Annotated in this window: 17 protein-coding genes; 4 read left to right on the top strand and 13 right to left on the bottom strand. The window is 60.1% G+C overall.

Features of this window, described 5'->3' with window-relative positions:
- Positions 1-535 precede the first annotated feature (535 nt).
- Positions 536-1858, bottom strand: a complete 1323-nt coding sequence (locus AC244_RS18065) for an NAD(P)/FAD-dependent oxidoreductase (RefSeq protein WP_053250199.1) — start codon at positions 1856-1858, stop codon at positions 536-538.
- Between the two features lie 230 nt (positions 1859-2088).
- Between AC244_RS18065 and AC244_RS18060 the strand changes: the two genes are divergently transcribed.
- The gene (locus AC244_RS18060) at positions 2089-2565 is read left to right on the top strand and encodes an Lrp/AsnC family transcriptional regulator (protein WP_053250198.1); all 477 of its coding nucleotides are present in this window, start codon (positions 2089-2091) and stop codon (positions 2563-2565) included.
- An 11-nt stretch (positions 2566-2576) separates the two neighbouring features.
- Here AC244_RS18060 and AC244_RS18055 read toward each other — a convergent pair whose 3' ends face one another.
- The 6 genes from AC244_RS18055 to AC244_RS18030 form a co-directional block, all read right to left on the bottom strand.
- Positions 2577-4232: an ABC transporter ATP-binding protein gene (locus AC244_RS18055; protein ID WP_053250197.1), complete on the bottom strand. Its 1656-nt coding sequence runs from the start codon at positions 4230-4232 to the stop codon at positions 2577-2579.
- Positions 4229-5083, bottom strand: a complete 855-nt coding sequence (locus AC244_RS18050) for an ABC transporter permease (protein WP_053250196.1) — start codon at positions 5081-5083, stop codon at positions 4229-4231. Before AC244_RS18050 ends, AC244_RS18055 begins: the two co-directional genes overlap by 4 nt.
- Positions 5080-6030: an ABC transporter permease gene (locus AC244_RS18045; protein ID WP_053250195.1), complete on the bottom strand. Its 951-nt coding sequence runs from the start codon at positions 6028-6030 to the stop codon at positions 5080-5082. The genes AC244_RS18050 and AC244_RS18045 overlap by 4 nt, the downstream gene beginning before the upstream one ends.
- An 87-nt stretch (positions 6031-6117) precedes the next feature.
- Positions 6118-7728: an ABC transporter substrate-binding protein gene (locus tag AC244_RS18040; protein ID WP_053250194.1), complete on the bottom strand. Its 1611-nt coding sequence runs from the start codon at positions 7726-7728 to the stop codon at positions 6118-6120.
- A 300-nt stretch (positions 7729-8028) separates the two neighbouring features.
- On the bottom strand, positions 8029-9402 hold the full coding sequence (locus tag AC244_RS18035) for an aspartate aminotransferase family protein (RefSeq protein WP_053250193.1): 1374 nt from the start codon (positions 9400-9402) through the stop codon (positions 8029-8031).
- A gap of 13 nt (positions 9403-9415) precedes the next feature.
- A complete protein-coding gene (locus AC244_RS18030) occupies positions 9416-10255 on the bottom strand; it encodes a GNAT family N-acetyltransferase (protein ID WP_053250192.1) in 840 nt (279 codons plus the stop codon).
- A 320-nt stretch (positions 10256-10575) separates the two neighbouring features.
- Between AC244_RS18030 and AC244_RS18025 the strand changes: the two genes are divergently transcribed.
- Entirely contained in the window at positions 10576-11244 is a 669-nt protein-coding gene (locus tag AC244_RS18025; RefSeq protein WP_053250191.1) for a haloacid dehalogenase type II, read from the top strand.
- 13 nt (positions 11245-11257) lie between these two features.
- Complete coding sequence (locus AC244_RS18020) at positions 11258-12532, top strand: NAD(P)/FAD-dependent oxidoreductase (protein WP_053250220.1); 1275 nt, start codon at positions 11258-11260, stop codon at positions 12530-12532.
- A gap of 73 nt (positions 12533-12605) precedes the next feature.
- Here the strand turns inward: AC244_RS18020 and AC244_RS18015 are convergent, their stop codons facing one another.
- The 6 genes from AC244_RS18015 to argE all read right to left on the bottom strand — a co-directional run bounded on the left by AC244_RS18015 (position 12606) and on the right by argE (position 19325).
- Positions 12606-14063 carry an NAD-dependent succinate-semialdehyde dehydrogenase gene (locus AC244_RS18015; RefSeq protein WP_152976003.1) on the bottom strand — a complete coding sequence of 486 codons (1458 nt, stop codon included), beginning with the start codon at positions 14061-14063 and terminating at the stop codon, positions 12606-12608.
- Between the two features lie 13 nt (positions 14064-14076).
- Positions 14077-15123 (bottom strand): tartrate dehydrogenase, encoded by a 1047-nt coding sequence (locus tag AC244_RS18010; RefSeq protein ID WP_053250189.1) that lies wholly within the window; start codon positions 15121-15123, stop codon positions 14077-14079.
- A gap of 9 nt (positions 15124-15132) precedes the next feature.
- Complete coding sequence (locus AC244_RS18005; RefSeq protein ID WP_053250188.1) at positions 15133-16596, bottom strand: aldehyde dehydrogenase family protein; 1464 nt, start codon at positions 16594-16596, stop codon at positions 15133-15135.
- Between the two features lie 240 nt (positions 16597-16836).
- On the bottom strand, positions 16837-17190 hold the full coding sequence (locus tag AC244_RS18000; protein WP_053250187.1) for a cupin domain-containing protein: 354 nt from the start codon (positions 17188-17190) through the stop codon (positions 16837-16839).
- A gap of 28 nt (positions 17191-17218) precedes the next feature.
- Complete coding sequence (locus AC244_RS17995) at positions 17219-18142, bottom strand: 2-hydroxyacid dehydrogenase (RefSeq protein WP_053250186.1); 924 nt, start codon at positions 18140-18142, stop codon at positions 17219-17221.
- A 58-nt stretch (positions 18143-18200) separates the two neighbouring features.
- A complete protein-coding gene (gene argE / locus AC244_RS17990; RefSeq protein ID WP_053250185.1) occupies positions 18201-19325 on the bottom strand; it encodes an acetylornithine deacetylase in 1125 nt (374 codons plus the stop codon).
- A gap of 307 nt (positions 19326-19632) precedes the next feature.
- On the opposite strand from argE, the gene AC244_RS17985 reads away from it, so the two are divergent.
- Positions 19633-20487, top strand: a complete 855-nt coding sequence (locus AC244_RS17985; RefSeq protein WP_053250219.1) for a GNAT family N-acetyltransferase — start codon at positions 19633-19635, stop codon at positions 20485-20487.
- Positions 20488-20937 lie beyond the last annotated feature (450 nt).

Raw genomic sequence — 20937 nt, 5'->3', positions numbered from 1 at the left:
GAAAAAGTGCGTGCCGAGTGGGCCATGATCTGCACCGCCCACAACCTCCTCAAGCTGTTCACCCTCGCAAAGCCCGCCTGAGCCGCCTATCCTGCAACAAATGTCCGTCGCAACGACCTATCTGGACGGGCTCCTAGTGGCAGTAGAGAAGACGAACCGGATCGACAAAGCCATGCGCTTCGCTGGCCGATATCAGTAGGCCTCGCTCACGTCCGGTTAACGGAGCAGGCGACACGCCGACCGTAGCGATCCACATGCAATGAACGCGCAGCGGACTTCTCTCCTCATATGAATTGATCGGGCCTTTTGGTTGTATGGGATGAACTCTGCCAGGACCGCAACGCATGCTCGATTTGGCGCGCACCGGCCTCGAGGGCATCTCGCGGTGCCTTCGCGCCCGATAGCGCATCGTGAATCTCCATGCCGAGGATCCGTTCAATAGCCGTATATTGAGGAAGGTTCGGCCGCTGCCACGTGTTCAATAGGTTCTTCATTCGCGCGCGGCCTGCGCTTCGGGTACGGGTCTCGTAATTGCTTAGAAATCCGAAACCTTTCCCCAAGCCGCAGCCTTGAAGCGGTTCGGATGGTAAGGACTTGGGTCGACCAGATGCTCTGCGCCTGTGACAAGAGAGGCAACCATATGGCCGGCACCTGGGGCGATACCGAACCCGTGACCGCTGAACCCCGCAGCCAGTATGAACCCCGGGACAGATTCGATCTCACCAATGCCGGGCACGCCGTCCGGGGTGCTGTCGATATAGCCCGCCCAGGCTGCGGTAATGTGAGATTTGGCCAGCGATGGCAGAAGTTCGCAGGCGCGGCGATAGGTCAATGCGATAGTGCTCTGATCTGGTGCCGGATCGAGAACCCGCATTCTCTCCATCGGGGTCGGCGCGTCGAGACGCCAGCGCGCCAGTGTTTCATGGCCGGAACGCCAACCTTCGGCGCTTCCGGGCGCAAGGCTGCGCCAGCGCCGAAGGAACATCGGCAGGAATTGCGGCGCAAAGCGCATCTGCTGCGGTGTCGGGTCCACCCGCCCACGACCGCTGATCGCGAGGGTGTAGCCACCATCCCCACGCCGTGTGATGGAGACATGAGCTGTGTGTAAAGCGTCAGGGAGATCCTCTCCGCCCGAAACCGACAGAATGGACGACCGGATAGAAGCCTGTGGGAAGCGGACGTCGAACTGCCGGCAGAAAGACGATGCCCAGGCACCGCCGGCCATGACTGCCACGGGCGTTCGAATTGTCCCTTTCTCTGTCACGACGGCGCTCAGGCGCCCAGCCGTCGTCTCTATGCCGCGGGCGGCACAGTGCTGATGGACACTTCCGCCGAGGGCTATGATCGCCCGGGCGATGGCGGGGGCGGCGCGCGATGGGTCAGCGGTGCCGTCAGATGGCGAGAAGACGCCGCCTTTCCAGGCGCGACCGCTGGCTCTGCCGCGCTCGCTCGCCTGCGTGCTATCGAGCATATGCGTTGTCACGCCTGCCGAGCGTGCAAAGGTTCCCCAACGGGCCCAGGCTTCGAGTTCCGCTTCATCGTTGCTGAGATAGAGCAGACCACAGCGGCGGAAACCGGTGTCTTCGCCGGTCTCTGTCGCGAACTGCTCCCATAAATCGAGACTCTTCGTGGCGATCGGAAGTTCGCGCGCGTCCCGGTTCTGCTGCCGGCACCAGCCCCAATTGCGGCTCGACTGCTCGGCGCCAACCCGGCCTTTCTCCAGCAGTGCAACTTTGAGGCCCCGGCGCGCAAGGTAGTAGGCGGCAAAGGCGCCGACGATACCGCCTCCAATCACGACCGCGTCGGTGCTGTCAGGCAGAGCCTGGTTTGTTTCTATCTTCTGAAGCGGGGCGGGCATGAAAGATCTCCAGTTCTCGTCATCAATTTACTCTTCGGCCCGAGAAGACGTAGCTGGAGTTTGGCGATGGATAGCATTTTATATCGTTCATTCGTAAGCCGGCCATAGTTTATGCCGGCCGCGGAGACCGCATGGACAATGACAGGCAACGTATATGTGTTTATATTCGCGACAGGACATGCAGCATTTTCTGCTGTGCATATGGAAGTGAATGCCAAGGGGCGCGTTGCATGAAGCTGGACCGGATCGACATCAAGATTCTCTACGAGTTGCAAAAGAACGGCCGCATCACCAATGTCGAGCTGGCCGAACTCGTCAATCTGTCGCCGAGTCCCTGCCTGATGCGGGTGAAGAAGCTGCAGGCAGAAGGCTATATCGTCGGCTATTCGGCGCAGGTGAACGTCGCCAAGCTCGGCCAGACCCTGACGGTCTTTACCGAGATCACGTTGAAGAACCACCGGCAGATCGATTTCTCCCGCTTCCTCGCTGCAGTTGAGAAAGTCGAGCAGGTTATCGAGTGCCATCTGGTTTCCGGCGGTTACGATTATCTTGTGAAGTTCGTCACCGCCGGGATCGGCGAGTACCAGACCATCATGGAACGGCTGACAGACTTGGACATCGGCATCGACAAATATTTCAGCTTCGTGGTGCTGAAATCGCCAATCGTTAAGGCGCATATGCCGCTGACCAGCTTATTCCGGCTCTGATCGCCGAACTGTCAGCGCTGGCAATAGGCGCGAACCTGTTCCGGATCCCGTTCCAGGCCATCGAGCCAATGCGGATCGAGTTTGGGAACCGAAGAAAACAGCAACTGCGAATAAGGATGTTGAGGGCGCTTGCCTGTGGTCGACGGCATCAGTTGCTCCACCTTTTCCCCCGCATACATGACGACGATTTCGTCACAGATCGCCTCCACCACCGAAATGTCATGGCTGATGAAAATGTACGAGAGACCCAGTTCCCTCTGCAGTTCCTTCAATAGCTCGATGACGGCCGCGGCTACCACGGTGTCAAGCGCCGAGGTAATCTCGTCGCACAGGATTAGCTTCGGATCAGCTGCAAGCGCGCGGGCGAAATTCACCCGCTGCTTCTGCCCGCCGGACAGTTCCGCGGGCCGCCGATTGCGGACCGAACTGGGCAACTGGACCATGTCCAGAAGTGCAGCGATTCGCTTGTTGCGCGTCGCGCCATCCATGCCGTGATAGAAGGTGAGGGGGCGTGCCAGTATGTCCTCTATCGACTTGGCGGGGTTGAGGGCCGTGTCGGCATACTGGAAGACGATCTGCATCTCGCGCAATTGCTCATGGGTGCGCTTGGAAGCACTTGGTGCAAGTTCCTGGCCGTCGAAAATGACCCGGCCGGCGGTGGTGGGCAGAATGCCGGCGATTGTCCGAGCAAGCGTCGACTTTCCGCAGCCAGATTCACCGATAATGCCAAGATTGCGACCTTTTTCCACCGTCAGACTCACGGACCGCACAGCGCAGACGAGCGGTAGCCCGTTGCTCTGGACGGCGCCGTAGCCAGCGACGATATTCTCAATCTCGAGAATGGGACGTGCTTCCGAAACGAGCGGGGCGGCGCCTCGTGCCTTGGGCTCGAAAGCAGCGAGCAGTTCGCGCGTATAGGGGTGCTTCGCATTCGAGAGGATCTGCCCGGTGGTGCCAGCCTCCTGAACCTCGCCGCCTTTCAGCACAATGATTCGGTCTGCAATCTGCGCGACGACCGCAAGATCATGGGAGACGTAGACCCCGGCGATACCACCCTTGCGCATCACGGCCTTGAAGGCGCGCAGCACCTCGATCTGGGTCGTGACGTCGAGCGCCGTCGTCGGCTCGTCGAAGATCACGATCTTAGGATCGCCGATCAGCGCCATGGCTGCGGAAAGACGTTGCAATTGGCCCCCCGAGACCTGATGCGGATAACGGTCACCGATCGTGTCGGGCTCAGGCAAGGACAGCGCCCGGAAAAGTTCGACCGCGCGAGACTTTGCCTCGGCGGGGGGCATGAGGTCATGAATGCGGGTAATCTCAATAACCTGCTCCATGATCGTTGCGGCAGGATTGAAAGCTGCTGCCGCGCTCTGTGGCACATAGGAGACTTCGGTGCCGCGGACGCGGGCCCGCGCCTTTTCCGAAAGTCGGGCCATGTCCTTGCCCGCAAGCTTAACGCTACCGCCGGAAATGCGGCAGCCCGGACGAGCATGGCCCATCAAAGTCAGCGCGACCGTGGTCTTTCCCGATCCGCTTTCGCCGATAAGCGCAACGATCTCGCCTTCCGCCACATCGAAGCTCACCCCTTTGATGATCTCGACAATGCGGCCGGAGTCTGTCTTGGCCTCGACCTTTAGATCGCGGATTTCAACGAGATTGGTCATTGTGAACTCCGGTCGCGGATCTTGTAGGGCAGGTTGTCGATCAGCAGGTTGACACTGATGGTAAGGCTCGCGATCGCAATTGACGGGAACATGACCGCCGGAGCGCCAAAGGGCAGGCCGCCGATATTCTCGCGTACGAGCGCGCCCCAATCGGCATAGGGCGGCTGGACGCCGAGACCGAGGAAGGAGAGCCCGGAAAGCAAAAGCACGATAAAGACGAAACGAAGGCCGAGGTCAGCCAGCACTGGACCGAGGATGTTCGGCAGGATTTCGGAACGAATGATGTAAAAAACGCTCTCACCACGCGTGCGTGCCACGGTGATGAAATCCATGGCATTGATGTTCACGGCCAGAGCACGGGCGAAGCGATAGGCGCCCGGAATGTAGATAACGGACAGCGTGAAGATCAGAACCGGAATCGATGATCCGACCGCAGCGACGACAACCAGGCCGAACAGCTTGCTTGGGATTGAGCTCATGGCGTCAAGAAACCGGCTGAGCAAAGTGTCGGTCCAGCCACCGCTGACGGCTGCGATCATGCCGAGTACGACGCCTGTCGTACAGGCGATCGCGACGGCAGCCACCGAGATTCCAACAGTATAGCGCGCGCCCATCACGATGCGCGAGAACATGTCACGGCCAAGATAGTCCGATCCCAGCCAGAACTGCGCCGACATCGGGCCGAAATAGTCGAAATCGACGATCTCTCCGACCGGATAGGGGATGAGAAGATGCGCGAAGATGGCGACAAGTCCCCAGAGAAGAATGACGGCAAGGGCCAGCATCCCGACAAGATTGAAGCGGTAACCCATGCGGCCTGCCGCGGGCGTTTTTGCTGAATCTGTTGTCATCGCAGCCTCGGATTCGAAAGGATGGCAAGAATGTCGGCAAGCGTGATCAGGATCAGATAGCCAACGCAAAAGATCATGGCGCAGCTCTGGATCAGAGGCAGGTCGCGTGTGGCAACGGCATCGACCATCAGTTTTGCTATGCCGGGATAGTTGAAGATCGTCTCGACAATGATCACACCGCCCAAAAGATAAGAGAGCGACAGGGCCACGGCATTGACGATGGGCCCCAGTGCGTTCGGAAGGGCATGCTTCAGCACGATCCGCTGACGCGATGCGCCCTTCAGCAGGGCCATCTCGACATAGGGCGTGTTGAGCGTTTCCACCACCGCAGCACGGGTCATGCGGATCATCTGAGCGGAAACGACGAAAGTGAGCGTGATGACCGGCATCGCATAGACGCGCAACAGATCAGTGATCGAGTGAACCTCGTTGGCAAGGGACAGGGCCGGCAGCCATTTGAGATAGACGGCAAACAGGAGGACGGCCGAAGTCGCGACCATGAATTCAGGAACCGATATAACACCGATCGTCAGTATGGTGACGACCCGGTCGTAAAGCGAGCCGCGCATCATGGCAGCGGTTATGCCGAGCGTAAGAGCGATCGGAACCGAGAACAGGGCGGTCACACCGGCTAGCTTCAGCGTGTTGATGAAGCGTCCGGCGATCAGATCGGCGATCGGCATGTCGTTGGCGTAGGACGTACCGAGATCGCCTGTGACGAGCCCTCCGAACCACCTCAAGAACCGGATAATCGCCGGCTCGTCCAGATGCATGGCCGTGCGAAGGCCCGCGACGGCCTCGGGCGTTGCGGCCTGGCCAAGCAGGATAGTTGCCGTGTCGCCGGGGAGCATCATCGTGGCGAAGAACACCGCAAACGAGACGATCACCAGCGTAATTAGGGCGATGAGCAGTCTGCTCATCACAAGGGAGAGGATCCGACGGTTCATATGCGCGCTTCCTTTGACGTTCGGCCGACCGACTATACGCGATCGGAAAGCGAACCGAGGGCAATTTGCCCTCGGCCACTCGCCTCGTCAGGCTTCGAGCCAGACATATTCCGCAAAAGCGTAGCCCATTTGGCCGCCGAGCGGGCTCGGAGCCAGCCCCTTCAGTTTGGCTGTGGTGGCATCGACGTTAGAAAGGTAGGCGGGGATAACGGTACCCGCTTCCTCCGCGACCATGACCTGCATCGCGTTGTAGATTTCCTTGCGCTTTGCCTGGTCGAGCGAGCCGCGCGCCTCGATGAGCATCTTGTCGAACGTCGCGGACTTGTACTGGCTCTCGTTCCACGGCGCGTCCGACGCATAGAGCAACGAGAACAGAATGTCGGGTGTCGGCCGGGGATTGATGTTGCCGAAATGGACCGGCGCCTTCAGCCAGTAGTTGTCCCAGTAGCCGTCGGCGGGTACGCGCTGGACGTCGAACTTCATGCCGATTTCGGCGCCCGCCGCCTGAACGATCATCGCCATGTCGATCGAGGCGTTTGCTGCTTCAGACGCGATCATTGGGATCGACTGCCCCAGCACGCCCGCCTTTTCAAAGTGGAACTTCGCCTTCTCCGGATCGAAGGCCTTCGGCTTGAGATCGGCGTTGTGGTAGAGGTTCGCGGGCGAAATCGGCTGATCGTTGCCGATTTCAGCAAGACCCCGCAAAGCTGATTTCTGAATCTGCTCGCGGTTGATCAGGTACTTCATGCCTTGGACGAAGTCCTTCTTGTCCCCCGGCGCCATGTCCATCCGGATGTTGAGGTTGGTATAGTTGCCGGAGGTGGTCTTCGAAAGTGCGAAACCGTCCTGGCTTTCGACCAGCCGCATCGAACGCGGGTTGATCGATGCGGCAAGATGGATATCACCGGACAGAAGGGCGTTGACGCGCGCATTGTCGTCGCTGATGGCGAAGTATTCGAAGGAATCGACATTCGGGCCGCTGGATTTCCAGTAATTCTTGTTCTTGAGGCCGACCGAGCGGACTCCGGGTTCGAAGACCTCGCGCACGAAGGCGCCGGTGCCGTTGCCTTTGGAAAAGTCCGTGGTGCCATCGGCTACGATCATGAAATGATGCATGCCGAGAATCGTGGGCAGGTCGGCATTCGCGTTGGCCAGTGTGATTTCCACAGTCTGCTTGTCAATTGCCTTGAACCCGGTCATCTGCGCCGCGATCTTGGCGACTTTCGATCCGACGCCAGGGTCCAAGTGACGCTTCAGCGAAAAAACGACGTCGTCTGCCGTCAGCGGCTTGCCATCATGGAACGTCACGCCGTTTCGCAGCTTGATAGTCCAGACCTTGGCATCCTTGCTCTCGACGGACTCGGCCAGTTCCATCTGCGTCGCGCCGGTCTGGTCGATGTAGGTCAGGCGGTTATAGAAGGCGCAGCAACGCACATAATCGGTGGAGAGCGAGGCCTTGGCCGGGTCGAGAGTATCTGCGGTGGAGGACGACCAGCCGGCCGCTTTCAGGGCGCCGCCGAAAACCGGAGTGGCCGCAACGGCGCGCGTGGCATTGCCGAGCATGAAGCCGCCCGCCGCCGTGGCAACGCCGCCGGCCAGCATCATCTGAAGAAGTTCGCGGCGGGTTGCGCCACGCCGGGTGGCGGGTTCAACCATTGCGTCGTCGGCTTTTGTCCAATTCGTGGTCTTGTCGTTCATGTCATTCCCCTTTTTGTTGAATTTTCTGTTTCGCCCGCCTTTTCGACGGATCTATGCAGCTGCGCGACTAGCGCCAAGAGCCGTAACGGATCGAAAGTGAACGAGAGGGCGGCTTCGCGGATGCCGTGAGTGCCGCCGGTTCTTCGAAAACCAAGATCCTCAATTCTTTCCTTTCACCGGCCTCCAGTTTCGCAGCAATGGTCTGCCGGATTCTCCGTTTTGAACCTGCCCGACGGCACAAAATTGCGAATATGCGGATTCTACGATATTTCCCGGATCACCGCCGGCGGCGCTCTACCCTCAGACCATGGCGGCGCGCACCGTGGGATCGGCAAGCGTCTCGTCCAACGTCTGTCGCGTGCGCTCGACGATGGCGTCGATATCGCTGTCGGTACAGCAGAGCGGCGGCGCGTAACCCAGAACGCCGTTGGCGAAGGCGCGGATAATAAGACCGTTCCTCCAGGCTCGGTCGAAAATGCGGCGGGCCGGGTCGGCCGCAGCCGGAAGAGGGGTCTTCCGCTCCTTGTCCACCACAAGCTCGACCGCAGCCAGCATACCGCGGCCACGGACGTCGCCGACCAGCGGGTGATCCCTTAGACTTTCGAGGCCCGCCATCAGGCGCGTGCCGGCCTTGCGGCCGTTTTCCAGAAGCCCGCCTTCATAGAGGCGCAGAACTTCCAGGCCGACCGCTGCACTGACGGGATGAGCCGAGTAGGTATAGCCGTGCCCGACGGCGGAAGCGCCGGCTGCCTCGGCGATGGTCTGGTAGACGTGTTCAGACATGAACAGCGCCCCCATCGGTACATAGCCGGACGTCAGGCCCTTGGCGACTGTCAAGAGGTCGGGGACGATTTCCTCCTCGGAGCATGCAAACAGCGGGCCGGTGCGGCCAAAACCGGTGATGACCTCATCGGCAACGAAGAGGATGTCGAACGTGCGGCAGACCTCCCGCATAGCCTTCATCCAGCCTTTGGGGGGTACCAGTACGCCCCCGGACCCTTGGATCGGTTCGGCATAGAATGCTGCGATCCGCTCAGCACCAAGCTGTTCGATCTTCTGCTTCAATGCGGCAACCGAAGCGGCGATGATCGCTTGCGGATCCGTTCCAGCCGGATTGCGATAGGCATAATGGGATGGAATTTTGTGCTGCCAATCGAAGGGCAGGCCGAAACCCGCGTGGAAAGCCGGCAACGCGGTCAGACCGGCGCCCACGGTGGACGATCCATGATAGCCCTGTTCGATGGAGATAAACTGGTCCTTGTTCGGTTTGCCACGGGCATTCCAGTAATAGCGGATGAAGCGAACCGTACTGTCGACGGCATCGGAGCCACCAAGCGTGAAATAAACGTGGTTGAGGTCGCCCGGTGCACGGTCGGCAAGTTCGGCGGCGAGCCGGATGGCGGGCTCTGAACCGAGGCCGAAATAGGCGGTCGCATAAGGAAGTTCACGCATCTGCTTTGCAGCGGCTTCGACAATGCTGTCATGACCATAGCCGGCATTGACGCACCAAAGACCGGCAAAACCGTCGACCAGCTGCTTGCCAGTGGCATCGGTGACTGTCGCGCCAGAGGCGGATGCCAGCACGCGCACCCCGAGCGTTTCATGCGTTCGATAGGAAGCTACCGGATGAACCAGGTGCGCGCGATCAAGTTCGATGAGGGAATTACTAAACATGCAGGTCTCCAGGTCAGCCAAAGGCTTGGTTGGCGAGAGCGTAGGTCTTGTATGGCGCGCGAGCCGGCGCTTCGGTTCCGCCGGTGCGCATGGCTATGCCGCCGCCGACATGGCCAAGTCCCAAGCTTTCCAGCCATGGAGCGAGTTCCGTGTCGGCTGTGGTATCGATGCGCAGAAATGCATCCGGTCGGCTCCCGATGAAGAAGGATATGAGCGAACAGGCATCCTGCAAATTCTCGGCCACGACCGGACCGATCACGTCGCCCCGTCCGAAAGCACGCAGAGCTGCAAAACCCTGAATCCTGTCTGCTCGCCGTAGCACGGCAAACTGTCCGGCCTTTGCGATATGCGTCAGGAGGGCTCTTCGATCAGCCTCGAAGGCGGCGCGATCGAGCGCTACGACAGCGTCAAAATCGGCTTCGCAGGCGTGCTCAATCCCATCGGGTGCTGCTATAGCGGGGATCTTCCCCTGATATTGCAGGATCGTGCCGACCGGCTGGAAGCCAAGTTTTTCGTAGAGCGGAAGCCCGTCGGTGGTTGCAACCAGACGCAACTGTCGCTCGCCACCGATGTCGAGTGCGGCCTGCATCAGCCTGCGCCCGAGACCGCGGCCGCGAGCAGCTTCATCGACAATTACCATGTTGATCGTTGCGCAGTCTGTACCATAGGGAGTGACCAGTGCCGTCCCGACCACATGGTGATTATCTGAAACGGCCACGATCCCGCGGCTCAAGGCGAGCGCCGTCTGCCAGTCTTCCGGACGATGCGGCCAACCGGCCTGACGCGACAAAGCGACAGCACCTTCGAGATGTTCGGGCCCGAAGGCCACAAGATCGATTTGACTTGTGTGCATCTGTTGGATCCTTGAAAAGCTCTCTTATTCTTAGACCCGCGGTGTCAGAAGATCGTCCCGAGGACGGGGTGCTGGCGGTATCTTTCACCGTAGCTTTGATGGCTCACCGCATCTTATGCTGACCAGCGGGCGCGTCGGGGACCACGTCGAGCAAGCCCAGCCGAGCCGATGACTGCTGCGGCGGAACACTGTGCCAAAGTGTGCGCGTGATACGGAACAATCTGCTATGCCGCCGCTGATTTCAGTCGAGCGAAGGGGCGGGCCGCCGCCTATGATTGAGATAGGCAACATCGCTTCGGTTATTCAAGGATTCTACAGCCATGGCTCAATTCCGCCCGAAATACATCACCTTCGACTGCTACGGGACACTGACCAACTTCCAGATGGCGGAAGCCGCGCGCGACCTTTACGGCGAACAGTTCGACGAGCCACAAATGGCTGAGTTCATCAAGAACTTTGCCGCCTACCGTCTCGACGAAATCATGGGCGACTGGAAGCCTTACAACGAGGTGGTTCACAATTCGCTCGAACGGGCCTGCAAGCGCAACGGCATAAAATTCCATGAGGAAGCCGCGCGGATGGTCTATGAACGTGTGCCGACCTGGGGGCCACATCCGGATGTGCCGGCCGGCCTTGCCAAGGTTGCCAAGGAAATCCCGCTGGTCATCCTTTCCAACGCGATGAATTCACAGATCATGTCGAATGTCGAAAAACTCGGCGCGCCCTTCCATGCGGTCTATACTGCGGAGCAGGCGCAGTCCTACAAGCCGCGCTTCAAAGGCTTCGAATATATGCTTGATATGCTGGGCTGCCGGCCTGAGGACGTTCTGCACTGCTCGTCCTCCTTCCGCTATGACTTGATGTCGGCGCACGACCTCGGCATCAAGAACAAGGTCTGGGTCAATCGCGGTCACGAGCCGGCGAACCCCTATTACGGCTATGTCGAAATTGCGGATATTTCGGGCCTGCCGGGCGTCGTCGGGCTCTGACGGGGGCATGGCAATGAAGCTCAAATCCTACTGGCACGACACGGCCCCCGACTTCGGTGCCGCCGCGCAAGGCCCCGTCGATGGACATTACGACGTCGCCATCATCGGCGGCGGCTTCACCGGCCTTGCTGCCGCACGCCATCTTGCGAAGGATGGCGTCCGCGTCGTCGTGCTGGAGGCGGAACGGATCGGGTGGGGCGCTTCCGGTCGCAATGGCGGGCATCTCAACAATGGCCTCGCCCACAGCTTCATTGCCGCCAAGGCTGCATTTGGCAAAGAGCGCGCCGTCGCGCTTTACCAGGCATTCGATGACTCGATCGACACAATCGAGGCGATCATTGCCGAGGAGGAGATCGACTGCAATTTCCGCCGGGCCGGAAAGCTCAAGCTCGCCTCCAAGCCGCAGCATTTCGATGCCATTGCCCGAAATTTCGAGGCAGTTCACAACGAGGTTGATCCGGACACTGCGCTTCTGACGGCGACCGACCTGAAGGATGAGGTCGGCTCGCCATTCCATGGCGCAATGTTATCGAAGAAGAGCGCGATGATGCATATGGGGCGCTACGTCGTAGGGCTCGCCACCGCCGCCGCCCGCCACGGCGCTACCATTTTTGAAAAGGCGGCGGTAACGGCCCATCGCAAGGGAAATGGACGTCACAGCCTGGCTACCGCGCGCGGGACCGTCACCGCCGATCACGTGCTCGTGGCGACTGGCGCCTATACGCCATCGGTGTTCGGTTATTTCCGTCGCCGCATCGTTTCGGTCGGCAGTTTTATTATCGCGACCCGACCGCTGACCGAAGCCGAAATCGCGGCGACGATGCCCGGCAACCGGACCTGCGTCACCTCGATGAACATCGGCAACTATTTCCGGCTGGCGCCCGACAACCGGCTGATCTTTGGCGGCCGCGCCCGCTTTTCAGCGACCTCCGATCAGCGGTCGGACGCAAAGAGCGGAGACGTCCTTCGGGCGAGCCTTCTTCAAATCTTCCCACAGCTGGCGGGCGTCGAAATCGACTATTGCTGGGGTGGGCTGGTCGACATGACCAAGGACCGCTATCCGCGCGCTGGCTATGTCGATGGCGTCTGGTACGCCATGGGCTATTCCGGCCATGGCGCGCAATTGTCCACTCACCTTGGCATGATCATCGCCGACGCCATTTTGGGCAAGACGGATCGCAATCCGGTAAAGGGACTCGACTGGCCGGCCGTTCCCGGCCATTTCGGCAAGCCGTGGTTCCTGCCGCTTGTCGGGCTGTACTACAAGACCCTCGACCGGTTTCAGTAAAGGCATCAGCGAGAAACAAAAAGGGCGCCGGGATGATTTCCCGGCGCCCTTATTCGTTGTTCTCGTCAGCCGATCACGTGAGCCCGCCGATGTGGAAGCTCTTCATTTCCAGATATTCCTCGATGCCGCACTGGGCGCCTTCACGGCCAAGGCCGGACTGTTTCACGCCGCCGAAGGGGGCAACTTCTGTCGAAATTGCTCCGGTATTAAGGCCAACCATGCCGAACTCCAGCGCTTCCCCGACACGCCACGAGCGCTTCAGGCTCTCGGTATAGAAATAGGCCGCTAAGCCGAAGGGGGTTGCATTGGCGATTCTGATTGCCTCCTCCTCCTTCTCGAAACGGAAGAGGGGGGCAACGGGCCCGAAGGTTTCCTCGCTGGCAAGCTGCATTTCGGTCGTCGCGCCACCAAGGACGATCGGGGCCGTAAATTGCTCGCCTGCGGGCATGGGGCCGGGAGTCGTGAGGATTCGAGCACCCTTGGCGACAGCATCGTCCACATGGCGGTTGATCTTTTCGATTGCGGCCTTGTTGATCATCGGGCCGATATCGACGCCGGCTTCCGTGCCGGGTCCGACCTTCATGGCCGAGACGCGGGCGGCCAGCTTCTCGGCGAAGGTGTCATACACACCGGATTGGACAAGAAGGCGGTTGGCGCAGACGCAGGTCTGGCCGCCATTGCGGAATTTCGAAGCGATCGCCCCCTCGACGGCAAGGTCGAGATCGGCGTCGTCGAAGACGATGAAAGGCGCGTTGCCGCCGAGTTCCAGGCTGAGCCGCTTGATGCTGTCGGATGCGCCGCGCATCAGAAGGGCACCGATGCGGGTGGAACCGGTGAAGGAAATCTTGCGAACAGTCTCATTCGCCATCAGCTCGTTTCCGATCTCGGTCGGCATGCCGGTGACGATGTTGATGACGCCCTTCGGAATGCCGGCGCGTTCTGCCAGAACGCCGAGCGCAAGTGCCGAATAAGGCGTCAGGTCCGATGGCTTGATGACGACGGTGCAGCCGGCGGCAAGCGCCGGGCCGACCTTGCGGGTGATCATCGCGTTGGGGAAATTCCAGGGCGTGATGATCGCGGATACACCGACCGGCTCCTTCAGGACGACGATCCGCCGGTCCGCTGTCGGTGACGGAATGGTCGTGCCGCCGATGCGGTGGGCTTCTTCGGAAAACCATTTCACGAACGAGGCCCCGTAGCGAATCTCGCCGCGCGCCTCGGGCAGCGGCTTGCCCTGTTCCTTCGTCAGGATCAGCGCGAGATCCTCGATGTTTTCGATCATCAGGTCATGCCAGGCCTCCAGCAAGGCGGCGCGCTCGGCATGCGTCTTCTTGCGCCACGATCCGAAGGCATTCTCCGCCGCCACGATCGCCGCGCGGGTATCACCGCCGTCCATGTCAGGCACCACGCCGATCGCGTCCTGCGATGCGGGGTCCAAGACCTCTATTTTGCGTCCCGACGCTGCGCCGCACCATTGGCCGTTGATAAGCCCATGCTCGCGAAACAGGCTGGTGTCCTTCAACTCGTTTATCATGCTCTCTTCCCTATTGGCCAAGTGCTGAAAGCACTGCTGTTGTGATTGCGTCTGTTTTGTCCTTGCTGGGGATGGCGCCGATGCCGCGCGCCGTCGTCGCTTCGATTGCAGCCATCACGTTTTCGGCGGCGGTTTTCTCGCCAAGGTGATCCAGCATCATCGCACCCGACCATATGGCGGCGATCGGATTGGCAATGCCGAAATGGGCGATGTCTGGCGCCGAGCCATGGACGGGTTCGAACATTGACGGCGCGGTGCGGTCAGGATTGATATTGGCGGAGGCGGCGAAACCCAGCCCGCCCTGAATGGCGGCGCCAAGGTCAGTGAGGATATCGCCGAACAGATTGGAGGCGACCACTACGTCCAGGCTTTCCGGGACCATGACCATGCGCGCCGCCATCGCGTCGATATGGTAGCTCGTCACCTCCACATCTGGATACTCCCGCGCAAGCGCCTGGGTGATTTCATCCCAGAAGACCATGGAGTATTTCTGCGCATTGGATTTTGTGACGGAAGCGAGCTTGCCGCGCCGGGTGCGGGCCTGTTCGAAGCCAAAGCGCAGGATGCGCTCCACGCCCTTGCGGGTGAAGATCGAGGTCTCGACCGCCACTTCATTGTCGGCGCCCTGATGGACGCGGCCGCCGGCGCCTGAATATTCTCCCTCGGTGTTTTCGCGGATACACAGAATGTCGAAACCGTTGGCCTTCAGCGGGCCCTGAACGCCCGGCAGCAGCCTGTGCGGGCGGATATTGGCATATTGGACGAAGGCCTTGCGGATGGGCAGGAGAAGCCCGTGCAGCGAGACCGAGTCCGGAACTTTCGCCGGCCATCCGACCGCACCGAGGAGGATGGCATCAAAGGATTTCAGTATCTCGATACCGTCGGCCGGCATCATGCTGCCATGCTGGAGAAAGTAGTCGCAGGACCAGGGGTAGCTGGTGCCTGCCAAGGCGAAACCGGTTGTCCGGGCAGCTTTTTCCAGGACAGCCCAGGCCGCATCGGTGACATCGCGGCCGATACCGTCTCCTGGCAGAAGGGCGATTTTGTAGATCTTCATGGTCGGTCCTCAGAGGCTGATAAGCACGCTCTTGCTCTTGCGGTTGGCGAGATAGGCTTCGCGTCCGAGGTCCTTGCCGATGCCGGATTGCTTGTAGCCCCCAGTCGGCAGGATATGATCGCGCGAACGGCCGTAGCGATTGACCCAGACCGTACCGGCCTGCAGACGCCGTGTTAGGCGGATGGCTCGGGAAAGATCGCGGGTGAAGAGGCCGGCTGCCAGCCCGTAGGTCGGGTGGTCGGCAAGGGACAACGCCTCTTCCTCATCCTCGAACGTCTGGATGGTCAGCACCGGGCCGAAGATTTCTTCAAGCACGGCGGGCGACGTTGCCGTCACGCCGGAGATCAGCGTCGGCGCGTAGAAGTAGCCTTCACGGTCGAGGCGCTTGCCACCCGCCAGGCATTCGGCGCCGCCTTCGATGGTGGCGCGGATGATGCTGTCCATGCGGCCGATCTGCCGCTCGGAGATGATTGGCGGATAGTCAGTGGTTTCGTCCCAGGTGGGGCCGGGGCGGACGGTCGCCAGCCTGACAATGATGGCCTCCGCCAAGGCATCCGCCGCCTTCGCCTCAACGATGAGGCGCGATCCGGCCACGCAGGCCTGTCCGGCGTTGGAAAGAAGGCTAGTGGCAATGGCTCCGGCGGCCAGATCAAGGTCGGCGTCGGCAAAAACGAGTTGAGGGCTCTTGCCGCCGAGCTCAAGCGTCATCGGCTTGACGCCAGTCCGGGCGATATTGGCCATGATGGCCGAGCCCGCGCTGGTCGAGCCAGTGAAGCTCACCTTGGCAATATCCGGATGACCTGTGATCGCGTTGCCGGTGGTCGTCCCGTCACCCAGAACGATGTTGATGAGCCCCGCCGGCAAACCGGCGCGCACCGCAAGCTCGGCAAGATAGAGCGTCGAGAAAGACGTCATCTCGGAGGGTTTCAGCACGATCGCATTGCCAGCGGCGAGTGCGGGGCCGAGCTTCCACCCGGCCATGGAGAGCGGAAAATTCCAGGGCGTAATCGCGCCGACCACGCCATAGGCCTCGGTCATGATCATGCCGAGGCTGCCGTCATCGGTCGGCACGAGGTCGCTGCCTTCCTTGTCTGCAAACTCCGCGAAAAACCGAATTTGTTCCGCGGTCGCTGCAATGTCGCCGGCGATCAGGTGGCCGACAGGGCGTGTGGAACCAACGGCCTCCAATCTGGCAAGAGTGATAGCCTCCTGTTCGATCAGATCGGCCCAGCGCTGCATCGCCTTGGTGCGCTCGCGTGGCCGCACCGCTGCCCAGCCGCTCGCTTTCAATGTTTTTTTCGCCGTATCGACGGCCTGGTCGACGATATCCGCATCGGCGACCGGGCAGTCCCAATAAGCCTTTGCGTCAGACGGACGTTCGATCGGCAACTGGCCCGGGGCCTCGATCAGTCGGCCACCAATGAAGTGCCCCTTCGGCAGTGAAAGCGTATCTGGGTCGAAGCTGAGGGTCATGGCATATCCTTGCGGTGGGTTTGCACAAGATTAGCTTCGGATCCCCGGCATCATGCGTCGACTGGCCCCTGCAGACGGACGAAAACTCCGTTTTACCAAGCCCTACCAGCTGAATCTTCGGGGGCAGCAGCGCGACAGTTGCCTTGTTGGAGAGTTACAAAGAAGCGGCGGCAAGACGCATGAGCATGCGCAGCCGCCGGAGGTTACAAAGTGAGCGAGGGGGGCAGCCCCAGGATCGTGTCACATGATGGTGACGTAGATCTTGCGGACTGTCTCAATGGTTTTCCAGACACCGGTAAAGCCGGTTTTCATGACGAAGCTGTCCCCCGCCTTGTAGAGCGCCGGCTCCCCATCGTCGGGCGTGATCTCGACGATGCCGGACAGGATGTGGCAGAACTCAAACGCCTCCCCCTTGATCGAACGCGTCTCGCCTGGCGTCGCTTCCCAGATGCCAGTGTGGATCATCTCGCCGCGGGTTACGTCCTGCGGCCAGGTTTTAAAGGACGGGTCGCCGCTGATCAGGCGTTCCGGCAAGGGCTTCGATTCCCGCGGCGAGGTGGTAGGATTGGTGTCGATGGTTTTCAGCAGAGTCATGGAGAGCCTTTCTTGGTTGGCTGTCAGATCAGTAGCCGCGCGTCCGATTGACCAGGCCGATCGGATCGAGGCCTGTGCGGTGGCGTTTGATGTTGTCGATGACGGCGCTTGCTGCCGTTTCCGCCTGGGTGACGCTCGCCACATGCGGGGTGAGGATGATCTTCGGGTGCGACCAGAAGACATGGCCGGGAGGTAACGGCTCCGGGTCCGTTACGTCGATTACCGCACTCGCCAGATGGCCACTGTCAAGTGCTTCGACCAGAGCGGCATGATCGAGCTGCGGGCCGCGTCCGGTATGGATGAGACTGGCACCGATCGGCAGCATGCCGAACAAATCCGAATTCAGGAAACCGCGCGTTTCGTCCGTCAATGGCAGCAGACAGACCAGAATATCGACATCCCTCAGAAAATCATGCAACCCGTCCTGTCCGCTATAAGTGGCCACGCCTTCGATCTCGCGCCGGCTGCGGCTCCAGCCGGACAAGGCAAAACCAAAAGGCTTCAGGCGATAGAGTACGGCGCTGCCCAGTGCGCCTAGGCCGAGAACGCCGACCGTCCGGTCGGCTGCCTGCGCCTGCGGAATGCCTTGCCATTCCTGCTTTCTCTGTTGGAGGAGATAGGCCGGAAGATTGCGGTGCAGCGCCAGCACTGCAAACGTCACATATTCCTGCATCATGCGGATGATCCCATCCTCGACCATGCGCACCAGCTTTACTCCCTCCGGCAGGCGGTCGATCTGAAATTGATCGACGCCGGCACCGATTGAAAAGACGATCTCCAGATTTCCATATCGGCCGAGGTCCGCGGGCGCCGTCCAGGTGATCAGGTAACGCACGTCGTGAGGTTCGACGGCTGCCGGGTCCATGGAAAAGGCAAGGTCCGGAAGTTCACGGGCGAAAGCTTCCCGGAAGATGCGGCCGCGTTCGGCGTCGGAATTGAATAGCAAAGTCATCAGTGTTTTCTCGTTTGGTCGCCTGTCGCATCCGCGCCTGTCACGGTGTGCGCCTTCTTCACTTGGAAAGCCTCGCGCCGAGTGTTTCGATCATAGACTGGCAGGCGATCAACTCGTCCACGAGAATGAACTCGTCCGGCCGGTGCGCGCGTGAGATATCGCCTGGGCCACAGATGATCGCGTCGATCCCAGCCTCCTGATAGAGACCGGCTTCCGTTCCGTAGCTAACCGCCGCAAGCGGCTCCTGCCCCGTCAACTCCCTGAGCAGTTGCGCCAGTGGTGCATCGCTCGCAAGCGACAAGGCTGGATAGGCGCTCATCAGATCCCAGTTCACCCGCAGCCCCCGGCTTCGCAGGCTCTCGGCCTTTTCTCTGATCGGGGCGAGCAGTGCAGAGGGGCAAACGCCGGCAATAGCGCGCGCTTCAAATTCGGCGCTGCACAGATCGGGAATGACGTTGACGGCCTGCCCGCCCTTGACCGTACCGACCTGGAGCGAGGAGTAAGGGGGGGCGAAAGCCGGATCGAAAGGACCAAGTGCAAGACGTCCGGCGGCAGCGGCTGCATCCGTCAGCACCTCCGCCATGGCGTGGATGGCATTCAAGCCTTGATCGGGTCGCGAGGAATGGCCCGACCGGCCGCGGATTTCAACGCGCGCTGCCGCCTTGCCTTTATGGGCGCAGATCGCGCGCATGTTGCTCGGTTCGCCGATAATCGCGCCTTCGGGCTTAGCGCAGAGTTCGGGAAGACGCTTGATCAAATGCGGCACGCCGCGGCAGCCCGCTTCCTCGTCGTACGAAAAAGCAAAATGGATAGGTTGCGAAAGCTGTCTTGATGCGAGTTCCGGCAAGGCGGCGAGTGTTGCTGCAAGAAAGCCCTTCATGTCTGAGGTGCCGCGACCGTAGAGACGATCAGCCTGCGCGCGCAACCAGAAGGGATCCGACGACCATTCCGGTTCGTTGGCCGGCACCACGTCCATGTGGCCCGAAAGGAGATAGCCGGGGACGTTCTTGGGACCAATGGTTGCGAAGAGGTTCGAGCGGTCGCCTTCCGGCCCCGGAAGAATAGTCACGTCTTGATTGAAACGCGCGACATAAGCGCGAATCCATTCGACGATGGCGCCGTTCGCCTGGCCAACGACGGAGGGAAAAGCCACCAGCTGTTCGAGAATTTCAACGGCCTGCATTATGTGAACCTGAACTAGAGGGCTTCTCTGAGCATTGGTAGGCCTCCCGCGAGTAGGTGGCGGGTGGAGTTGGATCCAAAGCTTAGTGGCGTGCTGCGGGATTGCGTGCCGAAAACGCACCCATTTTCAGTGTATTGTTCCGAATGGCAGGTGGTCTGGAGCAATTCCTATCGGTCATTTCGCTTTACATTCTATTCGCAATGTTACTCACATTGCAGGATGCGGTTTATCTGCGTTTGAAGAGCAAACAGCAAGTTTGAGGGCGCTGAGGGTGACATCCAGGTCTCTGGTGATCGATTCCATACAGATGACGATCGCCGATATTAACGAGGCAGAGATCGATCAACTGCATGCCTTGTCCATCGGGGTGGGTTGGCCCCACCGGGCAGAGGATTGGCAATTCTTGCGCCATGTCGGAAAAGGTCTCGTAGCCATGGACAGCATCGGCCGCGTGCTGGGTTCTGCCATGTGGTTCCCCCACGGGGACAAGTTTGCCACCATAGGGATGGTGATTACCTCCCCACGCCTGCAGGCCAATGGAACCGGGCAATGGCTAATGCGTCACGCCTTTACACATCTGGACGGGTGCAACTTGCGTCTCAACGCGACCCGGGCAGCGCGGCGATTATATCGTTCCCTTGGGTTCGTTGCGGAAAAAACCGTCTATCAGTGCCAGGGAGAGGCCGTCGCGCCTGACACGCCACCCTTTGCACCCGACGAAACAATTTTAAGGGAAATCAGCCGGGGCGACCTTCCATCTCTGGGTAAGCTCGATCAGGAGGCCTATGGCGTCGACCGAACGCCGCTTCTCGAAAAGTTGCTGTCTCATTCCAAGGGTTTGGGCCTCTTTCGCAACGACCGGATCGAGGCATTTTCCCTGTGCAGACCCTTCGGTCGGGGGCATTTAATCGGCCCCGTAGTCGCCAGTAGCGACCATCATGCGATTGCGGTCATCCGACCTCAGGTCGCCGAACATGCTGGTCGCTTCCTTCGTCTTGACACCAGCCAGAACGACGGTCTTTTCTCCCAGTTCGTTGACCGATCCGGCATGTCTGTATTCGATACCGTCACGACGATGAGGCTCGGTGAACTGCCGATTCCCGCCGACAGCCGCAACGACCGTCCGAGGATCTACGCGCTGGCGAGCCAAGCGCTGGGTTAAGTTGACAGAGATTTCCTTGGCGTCGATCGACCGTACCTCCGGGCGGTAGGAACGAGCCTTTGGACCATCTCATTCGCCTTTCCGCCACGTGCCATCAAGGCGCCAGTACACTATGCGCTTTCTGGGAAAGCTTTTTGTCCAAAAGTTCGATCAGGCATCGCTGATTGGAAGCTGCTCGAACATCGGAATGTTGACGGCAAGTTGACCCATTTTTCGCACTGCCTTCGCTTGAGACAATACACAAAACTTAGCTCTTTGCCGGGGGTATGACATCGACTGGCTAACAGTGTGAATTCGTTGTACAATTCCACCGCTTCGGAATAGGTGTCAGCGGTTCGAATTCGCTCAAGGCGAAGATGTATAGCCGCACAGAGTGCGTTTCTGCTGATGGTGCGGCGAGGTCAGCGCAAAAGATTGCGCTTTTCTCGCGATGCTCTGGAGCATCTCGAG

The organism is Ensifer adhaerens (assembly GCF_001270265.1).
GTDB classification, from domain to species: Bacteria; Pseudomonadota; Alphaproteobacteria; order Rhizobiales; family Rhizobiaceae; genus Ensifer; species Ensifer adhaerens_B.
Note: the sequence above shows the minus strand (reverse complement) of the source record. Positions and strands in the feature narration are given on the sequence as shown.